Source organism: Rhodoferax sp. WC2427 (assembly GCF_040822085.1).
In the GTDB taxonomy this organism is placed as follows: Bacteria; Pseudomonadota; Gammaproteobacteria; order Burkholderiales; family Burkholderiaceae_C; genus Rhodoferax_B.
The window spans coordinates 1,033,029-1,056,339 of record NZ_CP162006.1; the positions used below are offsets into that span (position 1 = coordinate 1,033,029).

Annotated in this window: 19 protein-coding genes and 3 tRNA genes; 12 read left to right on the top strand and 10 right to left on the bottom strand. The window is 64.1% G+C overall.

Annotated elements, in window-relative coordinates:
* Positions 1–11 precede the first annotated feature (11 nt).
* The 6 genes from AB3G31_RS05015 to AB3G31_RS05040 form a co-directional block, all read right to left on the bottom strand.
* Positions 12–809, bottom strand: coding sequence for a BPSS1780 family membrane protein (locus AB3G31_RS05015; RefSeq protein ID WP_367849100.1), 798 nt, complete (start codon positions 807–809; stop codon positions 12–14).
* Between the two features lie 6 nt (positions 810–815).
* Positions 816–1,778, bottom strand: a complete 963-nt coding sequence (locus AB3G31_RS05020) for a homoserine kinase (RefSeq protein WP_367849101.1) — start codon at positions 1,776–1,778, stop codon at positions 816–818.
* 2 nt (positions 1,779–1,780) lie between these two features.
* Positions 1,781–2,086, bottom strand: a complete 306-nt coding sequence (locus tag AB3G31_RS05025; RefSeq protein WP_367849102.1) for a hypothetical protein — start codon at positions 2,084–2,086, stop codon at positions 1,781–1,783.
* Between the two features lie 19 nt (positions 2,087–2,105).
* The gene (locus AB3G31_RS05030; protein ID WP_367849103.1) at positions 2,106–2,951 is read right to left on the bottom strand and encodes a sulfurtransferase; all 846 of its coding nucleotides are present in this window, start codon (positions 2,949–2,951) and stop codon (positions 2,106–2,108) included.
* 13 nt (positions 2,952–2,964) lie between these two features.
* Positions 2,965–3,876, bottom strand: coding sequence for a DMT family transporter (locus AB3G31_RS05035; RefSeq protein ID WP_367849104.1), 912 nt, complete (start codon positions 3,874–3,876; stop codon positions 2,965–2,967).
* A gap of 72 nt (positions 3,877–3,948) precedes the next feature.
* Complete coding sequence (locus AB3G31_RS05040; RefSeq protein WP_367849105.1) at positions 3,949–5,091, bottom strand: aromatic ring-hydroxylating dioxygenase subunit alpha; 1,143 nt, start codon at positions 5,089–5,091, stop codon at positions 3,949–3,951.
* A 215-nt stretch (positions 5,092–5,306) separates the two neighbouring features.
* Between AB3G31_RS05040 and AB3G31_RS05045 the strand changes: the two genes are divergently transcribed.
* From AB3G31_RS05045 to AB3G31_RS05065, 5 genes are all read left to right on the top strand, one after another.
* Positions 5,307–5,570 carry an exodeoxyribonuclease VII small subunit gene (locus tag AB3G31_RS05045; RefSeq protein ID WP_367849106.1) on the top strand — a complete coding sequence of 88 codons (264 nt, stop codon included), beginning with the start codon at positions 5,307–5,309 and terminating at the stop codon, positions 5,568–5,570.
* Positions 5,567–6,526 carry a polyprenyl synthetase family protein gene (locus AB3G31_RS05050; RefSeq protein WP_367849107.1) on the top strand — a complete coding sequence of 320 codons (960 nt, stop codon included), beginning with the start codon at positions 5,567–5,569 and terminating at the stop codon, positions 6,524–6,526. The genes AB3G31_RS05045 and AB3G31_RS05050 overlap by 4 nt, the downstream gene beginning before the upstream one ends.
* Before the next feature lie 27 nt (positions 6,527–6,553).
* Entirely contained in the window at positions 6,554–8,461 is a 1,908-nt protein-coding gene (dxs, locus tag AB3G31_RS05055; protein ID WP_367849108.1) for a 1-deoxy-D-xylulose-5-phosphate synthase, read from the top strand.
* Positions 8,462–8,612: 151 nt separating this feature from the next.
* Positions 8,613–9,695: a TRAP transporter substrate-binding protein gene (locus AB3G31_RS05060; RefSeq protein ID WP_367849109.1), complete on the top strand. Its 1,083-nt coding sequence runs from the start codon at positions 8,613–8,615 to the stop codon at positions 9,693–9,695.
* A 305-nt stretch (positions 9,696–10,000) separates the two neighbouring features.
* Positions 10,001–11,149: a YbdK family carboxylate-amine ligase gene (locus tag AB3G31_RS05065; protein WP_367849110.1), complete on the top strand. Its 1,149-nt coding sequence runs from the start codon at positions 10,001–10,003 to the stop codon at positions 11,147–11,149.
* Between the two features lie 61 nt (positions 11,150–11,210).
* Here AB3G31_RS05065 and AB3G31_RS05070 read toward each other — a convergent pair whose 3' ends face one another.
* Positions 11,211–12,992 (bottom strand): TRAP transporter large permease subunit, encoded by a 1,782-nt coding sequence (locus tag AB3G31_RS05070; protein ID WP_367849111.1) that lies wholly within the window; start codon positions 12,990–12,992, stop codon positions 11,211–11,213.
* Positions 12,993–13,009: 17 nt separating this feature from the next.
* Complete coding sequence (locus AB3G31_RS05075; protein ID WP_367849112.1) at positions 13,010–13,609, bottom strand: TRAP transporter small permease subunit; 600 nt, start codon at positions 13,607–13,609, stop codon at positions 13,010–13,012.
* 106 nt (positions 13,610–13,715) lie between these two features.
* Here AB3G31_RS05075 and AB3G31_RS05080 point away from each other — a divergent pair, with 106 nt between their 5' ends.
* The 6 genes from AB3G31_RS05080 (at position 13,716) to rimO (ending at position 20,497) form a co-directional block, all read left to right on the top strand.
* Entirely contained in the window at positions 13,716–14,942 is a 1,227-nt protein-coding gene (locus AB3G31_RS05080) for an SUMF1/EgtB/PvdO family nonheme iron enzyme (protein ID WP_367849113.1), read from the top strand.
* Positions 14,943–15,086: 144 nt separating this feature from the next.
* Entirely contained in the window at positions 15,087–16,007 is a 921-nt protein-coding gene (locus AB3G31_RS05085) for an alpha/beta fold hydrolase (RefSeq protein ID WP_367849114.1), read from the top strand.
* A gap of 12 nt (positions 16,008–16,019) precedes the next feature.
* Positions 16,020–18,257 (top strand): bifunctional (p)ppGpp synthetase/guanosine-3',5'-bis(diphosphate) 3'-pyrophosphohydrolase, encoded by a 2,238-nt coding sequence (locus AB3G31_RS05090; protein ID WP_367849115.1) that lies wholly within the window; start codon positions 16,020–16,022, stop codon positions 18,255–18,257.
* A 50-nt stretch (positions 18,258–18,307) separates the two neighbouring features.
* Positions 18,308–18,384: transfer RNA gene (locus tag AB3G31_RS05095), tRNA-Val, on the top strand.
* Positions 18,385–18,540: 156 nt separating this feature from the next.
* Entirely contained in the window at positions 18,541–19,077 is a 537-nt protein-coding gene (gene phaR / locus AB3G31_RS05100) for a polyhydroxyalkanoate synthesis repressor PhaR (protein WP_367849116.1), read from the top strand.
* A gap of 28 nt (positions 19,078–19,105) precedes the next feature.
* Complete coding sequence (gene rimO / locus AB3G31_RS05105) at positions 19,106–20,497, top strand: 30S ribosomal protein S12 methylthiotransferase RimO (RefSeq protein WP_367849117.1); 1,392 nt, start codon at positions 19,106–19,108, stop codon at positions 20,495–20,497.
* Between the two features lie 92 nt (positions 20,498–20,589).
* On the opposite strand, the gene AB3G31_RS05110 is transcribed toward rimO, so the two are convergent.
* Together AB3G31_RS05110 and AB3G31_RS05115 are read right to left on the bottom strand one after the other, a co-directional pair.
* Positions 20,590–20,674: transfer RNA gene (locus tag AB3G31_RS05110), tRNA-Leu, on the bottom strand.
* A 102-nt stretch (positions 20,675–20,776) separates the two neighbouring features.
* Positions 20,777–20,861: transfer RNA gene (locus tag AB3G31_RS05115), tRNA-Leu, on the bottom strand.
* A 166-nt stretch (positions 20,862–21,027) separates the two neighbouring features.
* On the opposite strand from AB3G31_RS05115, the gene rnr reads away from it, so the two are divergent.
* Positions 21,028–23,310 (top strand): ribonuclease R, encoded by a 2,283-nt coding sequence (gene rnr, locus AB3G31_RS05120; RefSeq protein ID WP_367850296.1) that lies wholly within the window; start codon positions 21,028–21,030, stop codon positions 23,308–23,310.
* Position 23,311 lies beyond the last annotated feature (1 nt).

The window sequence follows — 23,311 nt, forward strand, 5'->3', positions numbered from 1 at the left end:
TAAGCAGCTACTTATTCGATAGCGTCGGGGGCTTTTACTTCTGCGTCGTCTGCCGAAAAGCTGTCGCGGAAGCTGAAGTAGATGGAGGTCAGGAACATGCAGGTGGTCAGTAGCGTCACCACAAACGCGCCCACGCCCAGGAAGGCGGGCTGGTCCAGCAGCGCGGCCAGCAGCTGCACCACCATGCCAACCACCAGCAGCACGCCAAACCAGCTCAGGCCAAACAGCACGTAGGCCCCCTTGTTGCGCCAGCAGGCCACCAGGCTGAAAAACAGGCTTTTGCCCGGGCTGATGCCGTGCCAGTGCACCAGCGCAGGCGCATGCCAGAAAGCCAGCGACAGCGGCAGGTGCAAGACCATGAAGGCCAGCATGCCGGCCTGCAGCCGCAGGGGTTCGTCGCCAGTGTCTTCCGCGCCCCGGTTGCCCAAAAAGACGCGGGCAAACTCACCACCGTCGACCAGGGCCGAGATGCCCAGCACCACCAGGAAGCCCGCTGCGTACAGGGCCCCCAGCACCAGCATCGGGCGCATGCCCTGTTGCCCGGCACGCAGGGCGCCAAGCACGATGTTGGGGGTGGGAAACTTGCCTTTGCTGGCTTCCTGCGTGGCCGCCATCAGGGCCAGCGCCATGGTCGGCAGGAACACCATGGCGGCAATGCTGCCCAGAATCGGCACCAGGCTGACGATGCTGAGTGCGGCCATGCACATGAAGAACAGCCCGGCCAGCGCCAGCGGTTGCTGGAAGAAGGTCTGGATGCCCAGCCGCACCCACAGGGCGCCGGTGCGTGCGGGGACGATTTGGAGTTTCATGGGGGCTTACAGGCTCACGGGGTGGGCTACGCGCTGGCGCAGCACCCGTTCAAAGTGGGTGGGGTCGTGGGCCTGCAGCAGCGCGGCTTCGCGCGGCAGGTGGAAGTCCCATAGGCGCGAGATCCAGAACCGCAGGGCCCCGGCACGCAGCAGGGCGGGCAGCAATTGGCGTTCGGCGGCGGCCAGCGGACGCACGGCCTGGTAGGCGGCCAGAAAGGCATCGCAGCGCGCCGCATCGTGGGCACCGCTGGGCAGGTCGATGCACCAGTCGTTCAGGCACACGGCGATGTCGAACAGCCAGGTGTCGGTGCCCGCGAAGTAAAAGTCGAAAAAACCGCTGAGCTGCGGCACGCCGTCGACGGTGTCGAACATTACGTTGTCGCGGAACAGGTCGGCGTGGATGGCGCCCTGGGGCAGGGCGGCGTAGGCGCTGGAAGCGGCGATGTGGTTCTGGTAGGCCAGCTCACCCTGCAGCAACTGCGCCTGGGCGGGCTCCAGGAACGGCATGACCACCGGGGCGGTCTCGTTCCACCAGGCCAGGCCGCGCAGATTGGGTTGGTCCATGCCAAAGTCGCGCCCGGCCAGGTGCATGCGCGCCAGCATGTCGCCCACGGCGGCGCAGTGCAGCACGCCCGGGGCCAGCTCGCTTTTGCCCCGCAGTTTGGTGACCACCGAAGCGGGCTTCTTTTTGACCGTGTGCAGGATGTTGCCGGCCTTGTTGCCCATCGGGTCGGGCACCGGAATGCCGCGCTGGGCCAGGTGCTTCATCAGATGCAGGTAGTAGGGCAGTTGCTCGAAGCCCAGGCGTTCGAACAGGGTCAACACGTACTCGCCGCTGTCGGTGGTGGCGAAGTAGTTGGTGTTTTCAATGCCGCCCTGGATGCCGCGCAGTGCGGTGACATCCCCCAAATCCAGCTGGCGCAGCAGCGCAGTGGCCTCTTTCAAAGAGACGTTTGTATAAACCGCCATGCTCAGAAGTTGAATAGTTTCCAGACCCGCGAGCCCACACTGCCCTGGCCGCCGTCGCGTCCGTCGATGGTGCGGTTGCGTGCGGCGTTGGCGGGCACGACCTCGTAGGCGGGCAGGCCGTTGCTGGGTTTGACGGTGATGGTTTGCGTCTCGCCGCCCACGCGCAGCTCGTTGATGCGCACGTCTGCGTCCTGCACTTCGATGTGCTGGATGCGCTGGTCGATCGGGGGTTTGGGGGCCGCAGGGGTGGCCGCCCACACAGGGGATAGACCGAGCAGGAAAAGGGGGAGGATGTGGTAGGCGCGCATGGTTGGGATTGTAGGGCGCTTAGCCTTGGGCAACGGGGCGTGTGGGATCGCTGCACCAGTCGCTCCAGCTCCCGGCGTACAGGCCGGTGCGGCCCAGCCCGGCGATTTCCATGGCGATCAGGTTGGGGTTGGCGCTGACCCCGCTGCCGCAGTGGTGCACCACGCTGGCCGGATCGCGCTGGCCCAGCAGGGCGGTGAATTCGGCGCGCAACTGTTCGGCGGGTTTGAACTTGCCATCCGGCCCCAGGTTCTGGCTGAACGGGCGGTTGAGTGCGCCGGGGATGTGGCCCGCCACCGGGTCCAGCGGCTCCACCTCGCCCTTGAAGCGCGGCGTGGCCCGGGCATCGACGATCGTCTGGCTGGCGCGGCCCAGGTTGGCTACTACGGTTTCTGTAGCAACCAAGTTAGACAGCGAGGGCGTTGGCACGAAATTGGTAGAGAATTTAGCGGGCTCGGCCTCGGCACTTACCGCACCGCCCGCGGCCTGCCAGGCCTGCAGTCCACCGTCGAGCACCGCCACTGCGTCATGGCCTACCCATTTCAGCATCCACCACAGGCGGCCCGCGTAGTTCACGCCGTTGCGGTCGTACACCACGGCCTGCATGCCATTGGCAAAGCCCACGCTGCTGAGCCAGGCGGCAAAGGCTTCCTGGGTGGGCAGCGGGTGGCGGCCACCGGACATCGCCGGGCCGGTTTTGGCGCTCAAGGCGGTGTCCAGGTGCGCGTACACCGCGCCGGGGATGTGGGCCGCGCGGTAGGCCTGCTGGCCAGAGTCGGGCTGCGCGAGGTCGAAGGTGCAGTCGAACACCATGTGGGGCGTGGCCAGCGACTGGAGCTGTTCGGCGGAGATGAGGGTGGTGTACATGGAGGAATCCCTTTCAATGTTCTTCGGCCGGGGCGTTGGGTGCAGCGCGGGAGCGCAACACCGTGGCGGCGATGCCACTGGCCATGATCAGCGCCATGCCGGCCCAGCCCATGGCGGTGATACGGTCGCCAAACAGCACCAGGCTGTAGATGGCGGCAAACACGATGCCCGAGTACTGCAGGCTGGCCACGGTGAGCATCGCGCCCTCGGTCTTGGCGCCCGAGTAGGCGCGGGTCATGAACAACTGCCCCAGGGCAGCCAGCAGGCCGATGGGCAGCAGCCACACCGCCGCCGCCCAATCCCAGGCCGACTGCGTACCGACCAGCAGCACGCCCAGGCCGCCCGCGATGGCCGAGCCCATGGCAAAGTAAAACACGGTGCGCGCCTCGGGCTCGCCGATGCGCGACAAAGCCATGACCTGCATGTAGGCAAAGGCCGCGCCCATGCCCGACAGCAGGCCGATCAGCCCGGCAAACATCTCGTTCTGGTCCAGGCTGGGGCGCAGCACCATCACCACGCCGACAAACCCGGCCATCACGGTCAGCACCAGCGGGCCTTGCTGCAGCGCGCCTGCGCCCTGGCCGGGCCGCCAGGCCAGCAGCGCGCCGCCCACCAGAAAGGCCGCAATCCACACGCTGCTCATGTAATTGAGCGTCATGGCGGTGGCCAGGGGCAGGTGGGCGATGGCATAGAACCACGCGCCCAGCGAGGCCACGCCGATGGTGCTGCGCCAGGCGTGCATGCCGGGGTAGGCGGTTTTCAGACCCACGCCCTGGGCGCGGGCCAGCGCGGCCAGCAGCGCCATGCCGATCAGCCCGCGGTAGAACACCAGCTCGGCCGAATTGAAGTGGGCCGAGGCGATCTTCACGCACACCCCCATGCTGGCAAATACAAACGCCGCCAACACCATCCAAAGTGCCTGCATGGGCTGCTTTCTAGAAATTTATGGAAAAAATGCCGTTGGCGCCCATTCAATGGGCGTGAGTAGCTACTATTTTTATAGTGTCTCGCTGCCCATGGCCCGGCGGTACCACTCGTGGAAGTGCTGCATGCCGTCTTCCATGGGGCTCTGGTAGGGGCCGACCTCGTTGTCGCCGCGCTGCAGCAGGGCCTTGCGGCCCGCGTCCATGCGCAGGGCGATCTCGTCGTCTTCCACACAGGTTTCCATGTAGGCGGCCTGCTGGGCCTCGACAAAGTCGCGCTCGAAGCAGGCGATTTCTTCGGGGTAGAAGAATTCCACCATGTTCAGCGTCTTGTTCGGGCCGATGGGGTGCAGGGTGGACACGGTGAGCACGTGCGGATACCACTCGACCATCACGTTCGGGTAGTAGGTGAGCCAGATCGCGCCGTGCTTGGGGGCTGCACCCTGGTTGTAGGCTTTCAGCGCATCCTGCCAGCGCTGGTAGGCCGGGCTGCCCGCAGCGCCCAGGCGCTGCGCCAGGCCCACGGTTTGCACCGAATACTGCTCCTTGAATTCCCACTGCAGGTCGTCACAGGTCACAAAGCCGCCCAGCCCCGGGTGGAAGGGGCCGACGTGGTAGTCCTCCAGGTAGACCTCGATGAAGGTCTTCCAGTTGTAGTCGCACACGTGCATCTCCACGTGGTCGAGCACATGGCCGGTGAAATCCAGGTCGGCCAGCGGGCCCATGCCGGCCAGGTCGGCTTGCACGTTACGGCTACCTTCAAACAGCAGGCCGTTCCATTCCTGCAGCGGGTACTGGTTCAGATTGAGGCAGGGGTCCTGGGCGAAATGGGGCGCGCCCAACAGGGTGCCGGTGGGCGCATGGGCGCCGCCACTGTACGTCCAGCGGTGCAAGGGGCAGACGATGTTGCCGCCTGCGCTGCCCTGCTGCGTGGTATTGAGCGATCCCCGGCCCTTGAGCATCACCGCCTGGCGGTGGCGGCAGACGTTGGACACCAGCTCCACGCCGCGCGGGGTGCGCGTGAGCACCCGGCCTTCACCCTCCTGCGGCAGGGCGTAGTAGTCGCCCACCTCGGGTACGGCCAGTGTGTGGCCGACATAGCGTGGCCCCCGCTGGAAAATAGTAGCGACTTCACGCTGGAACAGCGCGTCATCAAAATAGCTTGAAACTGGTAGTTGGCTTGCGGCCTGCTGCAGTTGAAGACTTAAATCAGACATGGGTTGTCCTGACAAGACTCCCCCTATGAAGGGGCAGGGTAGGCGCGAGAAACTCGCGCGGGAAAAGGCTCCGGCAGGGTTGGAAGGGGTTCCAGCCGTTGGCGAAAAGAGGGGCGATTGTACCCGGCGGGGTGGTTTTGGCCGGGCCGCGTCGGCGCTGCGTGCCTGCCCGTAAAATCGACCGTCTTCCATCACTCCATCTCTGTGCCCCCTCCATGCCCAAGGCCGCTGCCCCAATCGATAAAAACGCCTCTTCCTTGGCCCCCCAGGCCCTGCCCGCCAGCTACGAGGCTGCCCAGGTGGAATTGGAGCAACTGGTCGGCCAACTCGAATCGGGCCAGATGCCGCTGGAACAACTGCTGGGCGGATACCAGCGGGGTGCCCAGCTGCTGCAGTTCTGCCGCGACAAGCTCGATGCCGTGGAGCAGCAGATCAAGGTGCTGGACCAGGGTGTCCTCAAACCCTGGACGCAAGAATGAGCGCGCCGGCTTTTGATTTGCAGGCCTGGAGCACCCAGGCCCTGGCGCTGGTCGAGCAGGCGCTGAGCGACTGGGTGGCCGCTGGTGGCGTGGTCGATGCCGAGCATCCCGCCCCCGCTGCGCTGCGCGAAGGCATGCGCTACGCGGTGCTGGACGGCGGCAAACGCCTGCGCCCGCTGCTGGTACTGGCCGCGCGCGAAGCCGTGGCCACCTTTGACGCCGCGGGCGTGGCGGCCGGGCTGGACGATGCCGCCCTGCGCGCCGCCTGCGCCGCCGAGCTGATCCACGCCTATTCCCTGGTGCACGACGATATGCCGTGCATGGACAACGACATCCTGCGCCGCGGCAAACCCACGGTGCACGTGCAGTTTGGCGAAGCCCAGGCCCTGCTGGCGGGCGATGCCCTGCAGGCCCTGGCCTTTGAAATACTGACCCCCGCCGATGCTGGTGCCCCCGCCAGCGTGCAGGCCACACTGTGCCGCTTGCTGGCCCAGGCCGCGGGCTACCAGGGCATGGCCGGTGGGCAGGCGATCGACCTGGCCAGCATCGGCATGGCCCTGAGCGAAGAAGAACTGCGCTGCATGCACCGCCTGAAAACCGGTGCCCTGCTGCAAGGCAGCGTGATGATGGGTGCGGCCTGCAGCGCCCGCCCGCTGCCCCCGGCCACCCGCAACGCCTTGCACACCTACGGCGCGGCCCTGGGCCTGGCCTTCCAGGTGGTGGACGATATCCTGGACGTGACCGCCGACTCGGCCACGCTGGGCAAAACGGCGGGCAAAGATGCCGCCCAGGACAAACCCACTTACGTCTCCCTGCTGGGGCTGGACCGCTCCCTGGCCTATGCCCAGGAACTGCTGGCCCAGGCCCTGACCGCGCTGGATGCCAGCGACTTGCCCCGTACCCGTACCCAGGCGCTGCGCGCTTTGGCGGATATGGTGGTGAATCGCTCAAGCTAAGACCACGCCCGCCCCACGAAAAAAATTATGAACCCTGCGTCTTACCCACTGCTGGAAACCATCAACGACCCGGCCGATCTGCGCCGTTTGCCGCGGGCCGAGCTCAAACCGCTGGCTGACGAGCTGCGCGCCTTCGTGATCGACAGCGTGTCCAAAACCGGCGGCCACCTGAGCTCCAACCTGGGCACGGTGGAGTTGACGGTGGCGTTGCATTACGTGTTCAACACCCCCGAAGACCGGCTGGTGTGGGACGTGGGCCACCAGACCTATCCGCACAAGATTCTCACCGGGCGGCGTGACCGCATGGCCAGCCTGCGCCAGTTGGGCGGGCTGTCGGGCTTTCCGACCCGGGCCGAGAGCAGGTTCGACGCGTTCGGCACGGCGCATTCCAGCACCTCGATTTCTGCCGCTTTAGGCATGGCCATGGCGGCCAAGCAAAAGGGCGACAAGCGCCACAGCGTAGCCATCATCGGCGACGGTGCCATGAGCGCGGGCATGGCCTTTGAGGCGCTCAACAATGCCGGCGTCTGCGACTGCAACCTGCTGGTCATATTGAACGACAACGACATGAGCATCAGCCCGCCCGTGGGCGCGTTGAACCGCTACCTGGCCCAGCTGATGAGCGGCCAGTTCTACGCGGCGGCCAAGAACGTCGGCAAACAGGTGCTCAAAGGCGCGCCGCCGCTGTTCGAGCTGGCCCGCCGCCTGGAGCAGCACGCCAAGGGCATGGTGGTGCCCGCCACGCTGTTTGAGCAGTTTGGCTTCAACTACATCGGCCCCATCGACGGCCACGACCTCGAGTCGCTGATCCCCACGCTGGAAAACATCAAGCACCTGACCGGCCCCCAGTTCTTACATGTGGTCACCAAAAAAGGCCAGGGCTACGAACTGGCCGAGGCCGACCCCGTGGCCTACCACGGCCCTGGCAAGTTCGATCCGGCGGTAGGCCTGCAAAAAGCCGCTGCCCCGGGCAAAGCCACCTTCACCCAGGTGTTTGGCACCTGGCTGTGCGACATGGCCGCGCAAGACAAGCGCCTGGTCGGCATCACCCCCGCCATGCGCGAAGGCTCGGGCCTGGTGGAGTTTGAAAAGCGCTTTCCCCAGCGCTACTTTGACGTGGGCATTGCCGAGCAGCACGCGGTGACCTTCGCTGCGGGCATGGCCTGCGAAGGCCTGAAGCCGGTGGTGGCCATCTATTCCACCTTCCTGCAGCGCGCCTACGACCAACTGATCCACGACGTGGCCTTGCAAAACCTGCCGGTGGTGTTTGCCCTGGACCGCGCCGGGCTGGTGGGGGCCGACGGTGCCACCCACGCCGGGGCCTACGACATTCCCTTCCTGCGCTGCATCCCCAACATGGGTGTGGCCTGCCCGGCCGACGAGAACGAATGCCGCCGCCTGCTGAGCAGCGCCTTTGCGCAAGACAACCCGGTCGCTGTGCGCTACCCGCGCGGTGCCGGGGCCGGGGCCGCCATGGAGCCGGGCTTGCAGCCGCTGCCGTACGGCAAGGGCGAAATTCGCCGCCACAGCAAGCAAGCTTCGGGCATCGCCATTCTGGCCTTCGGTACCCTGCTGTACCCGGCGCTGGCCGTGGCCGACAAGCTGGATGCCACGGTGGCCAACATGCGCTGGGCCAAGCCGCTGGACGTGGAACTGCTGCTGCAGATCGCCGCCAGCCACTCCGCCCTGGTGACGGTGGAAGACGGTGCCGCCCTGGGCGGTGCAGGCAGTGCGGTGCAAGAAGCCTTGCAGGCCGCGGGCATCACCCTGCCGGTGCTGACGCTGGGCCTGTCCGATACCTTCATCGAACACGGCGATCCGGTGGTGCTGATGGCCCTGCAGGGCCTGGATGCGGCAGGCATTGAAAAATCCATAGAAAAACGCTTCCCTGCGCTTGTAAATCAAGCGCAAGCAGCTCTTAAATTGGTAGCATAAATTGGCCTGGCGACGCGGGGGAATACCCGCGTAAAAACGCCTGCCGGGCCTCCCTACAATCTGCGCTGACTTGCAGCCTTAGCCGCCTTGTCGGCGTGGCGTAACTCTTGCCCGTTTTTCTTGCCTCTTTTTTCACCCGGGAGATATTTCAATGGACCGTCGTTCCCTCATCAAACACACCGGCATCGCAGGTGTCTTGGCCGCGGGCATTGCCCCGGCTGTGCACGCCCAAGCCGCGATCCGCTGGCGTTTGGCCTCCAGCTTCCCCAAGTCGCTGGATACCATTTATGGCGGGGCCGAAGTCTTCTCCAAGGCCGTCAAGGCCATGTCGGGTGGCAAGTTTGAAATCTCGGTGCATGCCGGTGGCGAGCTGATGCCCCCCTTTGGCGTGGTCGATGGTGTGCAAAACGCCACCGTGGAAATGGCCCACACCGTGCCCTACTACTTCTACGGCAAGAACCCCGCGTTCGCCCTGGGTTCGGCCATCCCGTTTGGCCTGAATGCCCGCCAGATGACCGCCTGGATGCTGCACGGCAATGGCCGCAAGCTGATGAACGAGTTTTACGCCAACTACAACATGGTGAGCTTTGCGGGCGGCAACACCGGCACCCAGATGGGCGGCTGGTTCCGCAAGGAAATCAAGTCCAGCGCCGACTTCAAGGGCCTGAAAATGCGCCTGGGCGGCGGCCTGGTGGGTGAGGTGATGACCAAGATGGGCGCTGTGCCGCAAAGCATCCCCGGTGGCGAGATCTACCAGGGCCTGGAAAAAGGCACCATCGACGCGGCCGAGTGGGTCGGTCCCTACGACGACCAGAAGCTGGGCTTCAACAAGGTGGCGCCGTTCTACTACTACCCCGGCTGGTGGGAGGGCGGCCCCGAGGTCGATTTCTTCATTAACCAGAAGGCACTGGATGCCCTGTCGGCCGAAAACAAGGCCATCGTTGAAGCCGCCACCATGGTGGCCCATACCGACATGCTGGCCAAGTACGACGCGCTCAATCCCACGGCCCTGAAGCAACTGGTGGCCGCCAAGACCAAGGTGCTGCCGTTCCCGCAAGAGGTGCTGCAGGCGTCTTACAAAGCGGCGATGGAAGTGTTTGCCGAGCTGGACAAAAAGAGCCCCGAGTGGAAGAAGATCTACGCGGATATGCGCACCTTCCAGCGCGACCAGGTGCTGTGGTTCCGTTTCGCCGAATCCCGCTTCGACCAGTTCGTGCAGGCCCAAAAGCTGTAACAAGCAGTAAGTACACGCCCCGCAGGGCGCGCTGTCCCATCCCCCTTTCAGGGGGATTTTTTTTGCCCCGCGCCAAGGGCAGGGCAGGCTTTTTGAGAGTAATTCGCAATCACCCTAGTGTCTGCAGGTTTTTAGCCTGCAGGTTTGCGAATCCGGTGTTTTGGGATACGGTGCCCGCAGCGCCCGCGTGGGCCATCCCGTGCATCCGTGCCCTCTGCGCACCGCCGATGCCTTCTCACCCGCTTGCGGGAGAGTTCTCCCACCCCCCCTTTCAACACCTACCAACGCACCCAAGGAGCCCTGGCATGGATTTCAAAAAATCAAAAGCACTCACCTTTGGCATGGAACTGGAGCTACAGCTCGTGGACGAAGCTACGGGGCAGCTTTCGCCCTGCAGCGCCGAACTCTGGACCGAGCTCGAAGTGCTGCCCGAGCACGAGCGCTTTTCGCTGGAAGCCACCCGCTCCACCATGGAAGTGACCAGCTCCATCCACGAAGACGCGGATGCCCTGGAGTCTGAAACCCGTGAAAACGTGCTGACCCTGAAAAAGATCGCCCGCCGAAACGGTGCCGATGTACGCGGCGGCGGCACCCATATCCTGCAGTTCTGGAATGAGCGGGAATTTACCGAGACCGACCGCGCCGCCGAGTTGCAGGCCAAGTACGGCTTTTTACCCAAGCGCTTTTCCACCTACGGCATGCACGTCCACATTGGCGTGCCCGGCAAGGAAGAGGCGATCCAGCTGGCCAATGTGCTGCAAAGCCTGTGCCCTCTGTTCATCGCCCTGTCGGCCGCGTCGCCGTTCCAGCAGGGGGTGGACACCGGTTTCTGTGCCGCGCGGCCCCTGGAGCCCCTGGTGTACCCCTATGGCGGCCCCATGCCGCGCACCACCAGTTGGGCCGAGTTCCAGACCATCGCCCAGGAGATATTTGACTCCGGCCTGGCCAAGAGCCTGAAGGACATCTACTGGGACGTACGTCCCAAGCCCGAGTTCGGCACCGTGGAGGTGCGGGTGTTCGACACGCCTTTGAGCGTGCGCAAGGCGGTGGCTCTGGCCGCCTTTACCCGGGCCTGCGCCGCCCTGGCCCTGCGCGGGCAACTGGGTTACGCCCCGATTGCGATTCCCTACAACACCGAGCGGGTGAGCCGCTTCATGGCCTGCCGCGATGGCATGGATGCCCGGCTGTTCAACCCGGCGGTGTGCGAATGGATGCCGGCCCGGCAGTGGCTGGCGATGCTGGTGGAGCGCATCGAGCAGCACCCGGTGTGCGATGCCGACATGCGCAAGATCCGCAACCTTCACGAGTTGGCCGAGACCGAGCAGGACTCGGACACCATGCGCGAGACCTGGGGCAATATCCTCAGCGGCTCGCCCACCATGGCCCACTGGGAGCCGGGTCCGCTGGAGTACGCGGTGAATTCGCGCGAGCACTGCGCGCGGCTGCTCTCCTAAATAAAAAAAGCCCCGGTAACCGGGGCTTTTTTGCAGGGGTAAAGGCTGCTTCGTAACTCCTTTACTTCTTGTCTTTCTCCAACGATTCCTGCATCGCCTTCATCGGGTCGTTGTCGTCGGCCGGTGGCGTACCTGCCGGGGCCGAGGCATCTGCGCCGGGCATGCCAGCGGTGGGGTCTTCGGTGGGCTCGGCTTGCGGCATGTTGGCTTCCATCTCCTGGGTGGTCTTGTCCAGGTCGTAGACCACGGCCTTGTCCAACCCGCTGGAGACGATGCCGGGGAAGGCGATGATCAGCCCGACCATGATGATCTGGATCAGCACAAAGGGCACGGCACCCCAGTAGATCTGCATGGTGGTGACCGGCGGAATGCGCTTCTTGGTGATCTTGTCGGTGTACTCGGCGTTGGGGGCCACGCTGCGCAGGTAAAACAGCGCAAAGCCGAATGGCGGGTGCATGAACGAGGTCTGCATGTTCACGCCCAGCAACACACCGAACCAGATCAGGTCGATCCCCAGCTTGGCCGCCACCGGTGCCAGCAGCGGCACCACGATAAACGACAGCTCGAAAAAGTCCAGAAAGAACGCCAGGAAGAACACCAGCAAGTTCACCACGATCAGGAAACCGATCTGGCCGCCGGGCAGGCTGGTCAGCAGATGCTCCACCCACACGCCGCCATCCACCCCCTGGAACACCAGGCTGAAGATGGTGGAGCCCATCAGGATGAACACCACGAAGCACGACAGCTTGGTGGTGGTGTTGAGGGCCTGCTTCATCAGCGCCATGCTCAGCCGCCCGCGCGACGCGGCCATGATGATGGCGCCCAGCGCACCCATCGCACCGCCCTCGGTCGGGGTGGCGATACCCAGAAAGATAGTGCCCAGTACCAGAAAGATCAGCAGCAGCGGCGGGATCAGCACAAAGGTCACACGCTCGGCCATGCGCGACAGCAGGCCCAGGCGGGTGAGCTTGTTGGCCAGCGCCAGCACCAGCGCCAGGATGACCCCGGAGCACAGCGACACCACGATGGTTTCGTCGGTCGCCACGGTGGCCACCGCCTCACCCTTGTGCCAGGCCAGTACCTGGGCGTAGTGCTCGCCAAAATACACCGCGGTGGCGGTGCACAGAATCGTCAGGATCAGCAGCGACAGCAGGCCGCTCTTACCATTGTCTTCGCGGATGGTGCGCGCCTCGGGCGGCAACGCGGGCACCCAGGCGGGGCGGATGAAGGTCAGCAAGATGACATAGCCGATATACATGCCGGTCAGCATGAAGCCGGGGATGAACGCGCCCTTGTACATCTCGCCCACGCTGCGGCCCAGCTGGTCGGCCAGGATGATCAGCACCAGCGAGGGCGGAATGATCTGCGCCAGCGTGCCCGAGGCTGCAATGACCCCGGAGGCCACCCGCCGGTCGTAACCGTAGCGCAGCATGATGGGCAGCGAGATCAGGCCCATGGAGATGACCGATGCCGCCACCACGCCGGTGGTGGCCGCCAGCAGCGCGCCGACAAAAATCACCGCCAGCGCCAGCCCGCCGCGCAGCGGGCCGAACAGTTGGCCAATGGTTTCCAGCAGGTCTTCGGCCATGCCGCTGCGCTCCAGGATCAGCCCCATCAGGGTGAAGAACGGAATCGCCAGCAAGGTGTCGTTTTGCATGATGCCGAACACCCGCAGCGGCAGCGCCTGCAACAGGGCCTGGGGCAGTACGCCCAGTTCAATGCCGACAAAGCCGAAAAACAGCCCGCAGGCCCCGAGGCTGAAAGCCACCGGAAATCCAAACAGCAAAAAGCACATCAGCCCCATAAACATGATGGGGGCGAGGTTGTGGGTCAAAAATTCCATGGTGTCGGTGCTCCGTCTTAGTGGGCGGATTTTTTGGATTCAGCCATGCGCAAGATCGCCTCGGCCAGCTCTTCTTCGGCGGTTTTTTCCACCTTTTTGGCGGTGGGGTCTTCAATCAGACCCTGCAAGAACGCCAGCCGCTTGATCAGCTCCGACCAGCCCTGCAGCAGCAGCAGCGTGAAGCCCAGCGGAATCATCGCGTACACCGGCCAGCGGATCAGGCCCCCGGCGTTGTTGGACATTTCTCCCGAGGCATAGCCCCGCAGAAAAAACGGCACGCCATACCAAAGAATGGCCGCGCACACCGGGGTCAGAAAGAAGATGAAGCCAAACACGTCCATCCAGATCTGCGTGCGCTTGGACAGGCGGCTGGACACCACGTCGATCTTCACGTGCTCGCCACACAGCAGGGTGTAGCCCGCGGCCAGCAAAAAGGCCGCGGCAAACAAATACCACTGCACCTCCAGAAAGGCGTTGGAGCTGACGTTGAACACCTTGCGCACCACCGCATTCACGCCGCTGACGACGGTGGAGGCCAGGATCAGCCAGATGACATATTTGCCGATCAGGCTGTTGAGCCAGTCAACGGCATTGGAAAACTTCAACAAGGCGCGCATGGTGTCTCCTGGAATGGGGGGGAAGTGCGGTTCGGGCTGTCCGGCGGGTCCGCAAAGGCTCGCCATTATCGCGGCCTGCGCGGCTGAAATTTGGCAATAATGGTCCATGTCTACCCGCACACCACAGGTGCTGCCCCAGCACCTGGATTCGCCCACCATGCGCCAGGCAGGGCGCGACCTGCTGTCGCTGGCGCTGATGGACGCGCGCAACCACACCCTGCACCTGCTCGACCAGTTTGAATCTGCCCCCGCCGTCGCCGCCAGCAGCCTGCAGCCGCGCTGGCTGGCGGGCCACATCGGCTGGATGGCCGAGGCCTGGCTGGGCCGCAATACCCAGCGCGGGCGCGGCGCGGCCTGCCCGTTCCAGCCCACCCGGCTGGCCTCCATCGCGCCCGAGGCCGACCGCTGGTGGAACCCCGAGCAGATGGACTATCGCGCTCCCCAGCCGGTCCCCGACCTGGCCACCACCAAAAATTTTCTGCTCAGCACCCTGGAAAGCTCGCTGGAGTTGCTGGAGAAAACCGCCGAAAACGACGACGCGCTGTATTTCTACCGTCTCGCCCTGTTCCACGAAGACCTGCGCAGCGAACAGCTGATCACGCTGGCCCAGGTGCACGGCGTGCCTTTGCACATGCCTTCACCGAGCAGCCCGCAGCCGCGTGCCCCGCTGGCACTGCCCGCCATGGAGTGGCAACTGGGGTCGGTCCCCGGCGGTTTTGTGTTTGACAACGAAAAATGGGCCCATCCAGTGGCGGTGCCCGCCTTTGAGATCGATGCGCAGCCCGTCACCTGGGCCCAGTTTGTCGAGTTTGTGGACGATGGCGGCTACGACAACGCCGCCTGGTGGCTGCCAGCGGGCTGGGCCTGGCTGCAGGCCCTGGCCGAGGGGGAAGGGCGGCGCGGCCCGCGCTATGTGGACCAGATCGGCGTGGCCAGCGGCGCGGTGCTGCAAACCCGCTTTGGCCAACGCCTGCGCGTGGCTGGCACCCAGCCCGCCATGCACGTGAGCTGGTGGGAGGCCGATGCCTGGTGCCGCTGGGCCGGGCGGCGGCTGCCCAGCGAGGTGGAATGGGAGCGCGCCGCCATGGGTGCCGCTGGCCAGGGCTTTCGCTGGGGCGACGTACACGAGTGGACCGCCAATACCTTCCGCCCCTGGCCGGGCTTCAGCGCCGACCCGTGGATGGCCTATTCCGTGCCGTGGTTCGGCCAGGCCAAGGTGCTGCGCGGTGCGGCGTTTGCCACCCGCGCCCGCATGAAGCATCCCAAGTTCCGCGGCTTTGCCTTGCCTGGCGACGATGTGCGCTTCGTGGGCTTTCGCTCGTGTGCCTTGTGATGCTATATAAAAAGTAGCTTGTCACGCTTATGGAATGGGCGCTAGAGGCTGTTTTTATATAAATTTATTGAGAGGGCCTGCGGGATGGTTGGCGCAGCGGTTTGGATTAGGATGGACCCATCCTTTTGCCTAACGCCTTTCACCATGACCGAACCCCGCCTCTGCTACGTCCCGTGCCCCGGTGCCGCTGCCAAGACCAACGCTCCCGACCACACCGGCCACCGCATGGCGTACTGGCAGTGGGGCGACCCGGCGAACCCGCACGTGGTGGTCTGCGTGCATGGCCTGACCCGCCAGGGCCGCGACTTTGACGTACTGGCCCGGGCGCTCAGCCCATTTGCCCGCGTCATCTGCCCCGACGTGGTGGGCCGGGGCCAGAGCGACTGGCTGCAAGATCCCCAGGCCTACCAGTTGCCCACCTACGCTGGCGACATGCTGGCCTTGCTGGCCCAGGTGCACGCGCAAGCCCCCATCACCACGCTGGATTGGCTGGGCACCAGCATGGGCGGCTTGATCGGCATGGCGCTGCTGGGCACGCCCGGCCTGCCGCTGCCCGTGCCGGTGCGCCGCCTGGTGTTGAACGACATCGGCCCCAGCCTGGATGTGGCCGCCCTGCAGCGCATCGGCAGCTACCTGGGCAAAACCGGGCGCTTCGAGACGCTGCAACAGGCCGCCGACGCGATGTGGGCCATCTCCGCCAGCTTCGGCCCGCACACGCCCGCCCAGTGGCTGGCCCTCTCGGAGCACATGGTGCGGCCCCTGGTGGCCGGTGAACCCGCGCTGACCCTGCACTACGATCCGGCGCTGGCCGCTGCGTTCAGCAGCTTCACCGCCGAGTCCGCTGCCCAAGGCGAGGCCGGGCTGTGGGCGCTGTACGACCACATCACCGCCCAGACCCTGCTGCTGCGCGGGGCCGAGTCGGATCTGCTGTCGGCCACCACCGCGCAGGCCATGGCCCAGCGCGGGCCAAAAGCCCGGTTGGTGGAGTTTGCAGGGGTAGGCCATGCACCCACATTCAATGCCGATGACCAGGTGGCCGTCGTGGTTGATTTTTTACAGTCCTGATAAGGCTACTGGATGAAAAGTTTGCCCGCTGCGCCCCCCGTCGCGGCCCACCCTGAAGAGCGCGTGCCCGGCGTCGTGGCAGTGACCGCCCAGACCCTGCCCGAGCAGGTCAATGCCCTGGCCCGGGCGCGCAATTTTGCCGAGCCGCTGATTGCCGACGAACTGCTGGATACCGGCGAAAACACCCTGGCCCACGCCGATGCCGTGGCCGCCATCTTGCGCGCCGTGGGCGGCTCCGAGGCCATGCAGGCTGCCAGCTACCTGGTGTATGCCTGCGAGCATTTGAACAAGCCGCAAGAGGTCATCACCAAGGCCTTTGGGGCCAACTTCGCCGCCCTGGCGCTGGAAACCACCCAGCTCATGCGGGTGCAGCGCCTGTCGCGCGGGGCCGAGTCGTCGGCCCATCTGGCCGACGACTCGGCCGTCCAGACCGAGAACGTGCGCAAAATGCTGCTGGCCTTCTCGCGCGACCTGCGGGTGGTGATGCTGCGGCTGGCCTCGCGCCTGCAGACCCTGCGCTTTTGCGCGGCCAGCAAAACCCCGGTGCCACCCCGTCTGGCGCGCGAATCGCTGGAAGTGTTTGCGCCGCTGGCCAACCGGCTAGGCATCTGGCAGATCAAGTGGGAACTGGAAGACCTGTCGTTCCGCTTCACCGAGCCGGACACCTACAAACAGGTGGCCCGCCTGCTGGACGAAAAGCGGGCGGAGCGCGAAGCGAACATGGAGCATCTGCGTGCCAGCCTGGAGGCCGAACTGGCCAGCCAGGGCATCCAGGCCACGGTGCAAGGCCGCCCCAAGCACATCTACAGCATCGTCAAGAAGATGCGCGGCAAATCGCTGGGATTCGACCAGCTGTTTGACATCCGCGCCCTGCGTGTGATCGTGCCCAGCGTGCCCGACTGCTATGCCGCTTTGGGCTGGGTGCATTCCCGCTTCGTGCCCATGGCCGAAGAGTTCGACGACTACATCGCCAAGCCGAAGGGCAACGGGTACCAGTCGCTGCATACCGTGGTGCTGCAAATGGTTGACGGCGTGGCCTGTTTACCGATCGAAATCCAGATCCGCACCCAGGCCATGCACGACCATGCCGAGCACGGTGTGGCCGCCCACTGGGCCTACAAAGAGGCGGGCGCCAAGGGCTACGCCGGGGTGTCGGCCAGCGGCGAATACGATGCCAAGATCGCCGTGCTGCGCCAACTTCTGGCCTGGGAGCGCGACCTTTCCGGGGCCGCCCCGCACAGCGCCGACGTGTTGGGCGACCGCATCTACGTGCTGACCCCCGATGCCGCCGTGGTGGAGCTGCCCGTCGGGGCCACCGCCGTGGACTTTGCCTACAGCGTGCACACCAACCTGGGCCACCGCTGCCGCGGTGCCAAGGTGGACGGCGTGCAGGTGCCGCTGAACACCCCGCTGCAAAACGGCCAGACCGTGGAGATCACGGCCGCCAAAGAGGGCGGGCCTTCGCGCGACTGGCTCAACACCGAGCTGGGCTACCTGGTCAGCCACCGCGCCCGGGCCAAGGCCCGCGCCTGGTTCAACGCTGCCGCCCTGCACACCACGGTGGCGCGTGGGCGCGAGGCGGTGGAAAAGCTGCTGCAGCGCGAGGGCAAAACCGCGATCAAGCTCGACGACCTGGCCGCCCGGCTGGGCTTCAAGTCGGCCGACGACCTGTTCGAAGTGGTGGGCAAGGACGAGTTTTCACTGCGTAGCATCGAAATATTGCTGCGCCCGCCCGAGCCGGTGCTGGCCCCGGACGACTATTTGCTGCTCAAAAAAGCCCGCAACCCGGAGAACTCGCCCAAAGGCGGTGTGCTGGTGGTGGGCGTGGAGTCGCTGATGACGCAGCTGGCCAAATGCTGCAAGCCCGCGCCGCCGGATGCCATCGTGGGCTTTATCACGCGCGGCAAGGGCGTCAGCATCCACCGTGCCGATTGCAGCAATTTCCGCGAAATGTCGGTGCGCAACGGTGAGCGCGTGATCGAGGTGGAATGGGGCAGCGGAAAAAACGAGGGGACATCTGTCTACCCTGTGGACGTATCGGTACAGGCCGCCGACCGCCAAGGCTTGCTGCGCGATATCTCCGAAGTCTTTACCAAGGAAAAAATGAACGTCATCGGGGTACAAACCCAGTCGGTCAAGGGCACGGCCTGGATGACCTTCACCGTGGAAGTGGCCGATGCGGCCCGCCTGACCAAGGTGCTGGGCGTGGTGTCGGATGTGGCGGGTGTACGTTCGGCCAGGAGAAGGTAGGCGGTGCGAAAAAACCATGCTATACTAGCGCTCTAAAGTAGTTTAGCTTTAGGCGCGTAGCTCAGCTGGTTAGAGCACCACCTTGACATGGTGGGGGTCGATGGTTCGAGTCCATTCGCGCCTACCAAATTCAAGCCCTGTACATCGGTGATGTACAGGGCTTTTGGTTTTGTGGCCACTGTTTTCAGGGTATTCCTTGAAGCGCGTGGTGCCATGGATTTTTAAAATATGTTGCAGTGCAGTAGAGTGCTTACTGACACCGCGAACACCATGAAAGACATTAGTGCCCAGCCATTCTCCGAACAGCGCGCATGACGACACCCACCGCGTCATCAAGAAGTACCCGAACCGTCGTCTCTACGATACGGATACCTCGACTTACATCACCTTGGCCGAAGTCAAGAAGTTGGTGATGGAGCGTGAGCCTGTGCGCGTGCTGGATGCCAAGACCGGTGACGATCTGACCCGGGCCATCCTGCTGCAGATCATCCTGGAAGAAGAGGCCGGTGGCGCACCCATGTTCACCGAGCAGGCGCTGGCCAACATGATCCGCTTCTACGGCAACACCATGCAAAGCTTTCTGGGCCCATACCTGGAAAAAAACGTGCAAACCTTCGTCGATCTGCAGTCCACCATGGGCGAACAGGCCAAGGGCATGACCCCCGAGGCGTGGGCGCAAATGCTCAAATTGCAGTCGCCCGCCATGCAGGGCATGTTGGGTAGCTACGTCGAGCAGTCCAAAAATGTTTTTGTGCAAATGCAGGAGCAAATGCAAAAGCAGACGGCCCAATTGCTGGGCAGCTTCGGCCTGAAACCCTGAAATTCCCGAGGGCGGCGACAATACGGGGATGATCGAAGCAATTTCCCCATCCAAAATACCCAAAGTCGGGTTTGTCAGCCTGGGCTGCCCCAAGGCCTTGACGGACTCCGAGCTCATCCTCACCCAACTCAGCGCCGAAGGCTACCAAACCTCCAAGACCTTTGAAGGTGCCGACCTGGTGATCGTCAACACCTGTGGTTTCATTGACGATGCCGTCAAGGAAAGCCTGGACACCATTGGCGAAGCCCTGGCCACCAATGGCCGCGTCATCGTCACTGGCTGCCTGGGGGCCAAGGCGGGCGATGCCGGCGGCAACCTGGTGCGGCAAATGCACCCCAGCGTGCTGGCTGTCACCGGCCCGCACGCCACCCAGGAGGTGATGGATGCCGTCCACGCCAACCTGCCCAAGCCACACGACCCGTTTTTGGACCTGATTCCCAACGCCTTTGGCACCGCAGGCATCAAGCTCACGCCCCGGCATTACGCCTATTTGAAGATCAGCGAAGGCTGCAACCACCGCTGCACCTTTTGCATCATCCCGTCGATGCGCGGCGATCTGGTGTCGCGCAATATCGGCGACGTGCTCAGCGATGCCAAGGCCTTGTTTGAAGGTGGCGTGAAAGAGCTGCTGGTCATCAGCCAGGACACCTCGGCTTACGGCGTGGACGTGAAGTACCGCACCGGCTTCTGGGACGGCAAGCCGGTCAAAACCCGCATGCTGGAACTGGTGCAAACCTTGGCCGACATCGCCGAGCCTTATGGCGCCTGGGTGCGCCTGCACTATGTCTACCCGTACCCCAGCGTGGACGAGATCATTCCGCTGATGGCCACGGGCCGTGTGCTGCCATACCTGGACGTGCCCTTGCAGCACAGCCACCCCGACGTGCTCAAGCGCATGAAGCGCCCGGCCAGCGGCGAGAAAAACCTGGAGCGCATCCAGCGCTGGCGCGAGGCCTGCCCGTCGCTGGTAATCCGAAGCACCTTCATCGCCGGTTTCCCGGGCGAAACCGAAGAAGAATTTGCGCATCTGCTGGATTTCATGCGCGAAGCCCAGATCGACCGCGCAGGCTGCTTTGCCTACAGCCCGGTGGATGGAGCGGCCGCCAACGACATTCCCGGCATGCTGCCCTTCGAGTTGCGCGAAGAACGCCGCGCCCGCTTCATGGCCGTGGCCGAAGAAGTGTCTGCCGCCAAGTTGCTCAAGCGCGTGGGTGCGACCATGCAGGTCTTGGTGGATTCGGCGCCCGGCATGGGTAAAAAGGGCGGCATTGGCCGCAGCTACGCCGACGCGCCCGAGATCGACGGCATCGTGCGCCTGCTGCCTCCCGAAAAAATCAGCAAGACCTTGAAGGTGGGGGAGTTCACCAAAGCGCGCATTGTGGGTACCCAGGGCCACGATCTGGTGGCTTTGCCGATCTAAATCTGATGTCCCCGCATTGCGCAAGCAGTGCGGGGAAAAATGGGCAAAAAAAAAGCCGCTAACTTCTTAGCGGCTTTTTCTCGAGTAAATTGTGGTGCCCAGAACTGGACTCGAACCAGCACGCCTTGCGGCGCTGCGACCTGAACACAGTGCGTCTACCAATTTCGCCATCTGGGCCCACGAAACTCTAAAAACTCTCACGATCTGCAATAGGTATTTTGCAAATCTTTAACCAGAAAAAAACCGCCAGTTGTATAGCGGTTTTTTCAAGATAAGGTGTGGTGCCCAGAACTGGACTCGAACCAGCACGCCTTGCAGCGCTGCGACCTGAACACAGTGCGTCTACCAATTTCGCCATCTGGGCCCACGAGTTAAAGTATAACATGGGAAAAACGACGGTTCTGACCCGTGGGCCGTAGGCTTGCTAAAACAATTGTTTTTTCTGGGCCAGGCTACAGCTCTGCTACCCTTTAGGCACTCCAGTCTGTAAAGAGAGAATACTTATCAAAACGACCAGCCACACCAGCGGCCTGCTGGACGAGATCGAAGGCACCATCCAGGGTCACCGCGATGGACACGGGTTTGTACTGCGCGACGACGGCGAGTCCGACATTTACTTGCCTTCCAACGAAATGCGCGCCGTACTGCACAAGGACCGGGTCAAGGTCAACATTGTGCGCAGCGACCGCAAAGGTCGCCCTGAAGGCCGGGTTTTGGAAATTGTCGAGCGCCCCCCGCAGCCCATCATTGGCCGTCTGCTGCAAGAAAGCGGTATTTGGCTCGTAGCCCCTGAAGACAAGCGTTACGGCCAGGACGTATTGATTCCCAAGGCCGGTATCGGCAGCGCCAAAGCCGGGCAGGTGGTGGTGGTCGAGCTGACCGAGCCGCCCGCGCTGTTTGGCCAGCCCGTGGGCCGCGTCAAGGAAGTGCTGGGCGAGGTGGACGACCCCGGCATGGAAATCGAAATCGCGGTGCGCAAATATGACGTGCCGCATATTTTTTCCGACGCCTGTATCGCCTTGGCCCGCACCCTGCCCGACAAGGTGCGCCCGCAGGACAAAAAGAACCGTGTCGATCTGACCGACGTGCCGCTGGTCACCATCGACGGCGAGGACGCCCGCGACTTCGACGATGCCGTCTACTGCGAACCCGCCAAGGTCGGCCGTGGCAAGGGCTGGCGCCTGCTGGTCGCGATTGCCGACGTGAGCAACTATGTGGAAACCGGCTCGGCCATCGACGTGGATGCCTACGACCGCGCCACCAGCGTGTACTTTCCGCGCCGCGTGATTCCCATGCTGCCTGAGAAGCTGTCCAACGGCCTGTGCTCGCTGAACCCCGATGTGGAGCGCCTGTGCATGGTCTGTGACATGCTGGTCACCGCCAAGGGCGATGTGCACGCCTACCAGTTCTACCCGGCGGTGATGTTCAGCCATGCGCGCTTCACCTATACCGAAGTGGCGGCGATTCTGGCCAACACCCGGGGCCCCGAGGCCACGCGCCGCAAAGACCGCGTGAACGACCTGCTCAACCTGCAAGATGTCTACCACGCCCTGCTGGTCGCCCGCAAGGTGCGCGGCGCGGTGGACTTTGAAACCGTTGAGACCCAAATCGTGTGTGACGAAGGCGGACGCATCGAAAAGATCGTGCCCCGCACCCGCAACGAAGCCCACAAGCTCATCGAAGAGGCCATGCTGGCCGCCAACGTCTGCAGCGCCGATTTCATCGCCCAGGGCAAGCACCCCGGCCTGTTCCGCGTGCACGAGGGCCCCACGCCCGAGAAGATCGAAATGCTGCGCAACTACCTGAAGGCCACCGGCGTAGGTATGTCGATTAGCGACGACCCGAAAACCGCCGAATTCCAGGCCATTGCCAACGCCACCAAAGACCGGCCCGACGCGCAGCAAATCCACTCCATGCTGCTGCGCTCCATGCAGCAGGCCATCTACACGCCCATGAACGGCGGGCATTTCGGGTTGGCGTTCGATGCCTACACCCATTTCACCAGCCCGATCCGGCGCTACCCCGATCTGCTGGTGCACCGCGTCATCAAGGCCATCCTGGCGCACCGCAAGTACCAGTTGCCCACCTTGCCCACCCCCGGTGAGGCGCATGCCAAGCTGGCCAAACGCCTGAGCAAGGGCGCGGCCTCCAAGCTGCAAGGCAAGGTCGGCGAGCCCGACATGAAGATCAAGAAGGTCAGCCCCGAAACGCTGGCCTGGCAGGCGGCGGGCCTGCATTGCAGCGCCAACGAGCGCCGCGCCGACGAGGCCAGCCGCGATGTGGAAGCCTGGCTGAAGTGCAAATACATGCGCGAGCACCTCGGCGAGGAATTTGGTGGCACGGTCACTGCCGCCACCGGCTTCGGCATCTTCGTCACGCTGGACGCGATGTATGTCGAAGGCCTGGTGCACATCACCGAGCTGGGCGGCGAGTACTTCAAGTTCGACGAAGCCCGGCAAGAGCTGCGCGGCGAGCGCACCGGCATCCGCTATGCCATCGGCACCCGCGTGCAGGTCCAGGTCAGCCGCGTCGATCTGGACGGCCGCAAGATCGACTTCCGCCTGATCCGCGAGGGCGAAGAGCTGGTCAACCGTGCCATGAAAGACAAGGGCGTGCAGCGCGAAGGCGGCAACCGGTCCGGCAATGAGGCCCCAGCCCCTAAACGCTCGGGTCGCAAGGCCGGAGCGGGTGCCCCCCGCGACCGCGACCATGCCGAGCGCGGGCCCATCCAGGCCAGCGCCGCCGCCAAAGCCCCGGGCAAGACCCCCGCCAAGGGCGGTGCGGCCAAGAAGAAAACCCGTACCCGCCGCTAGA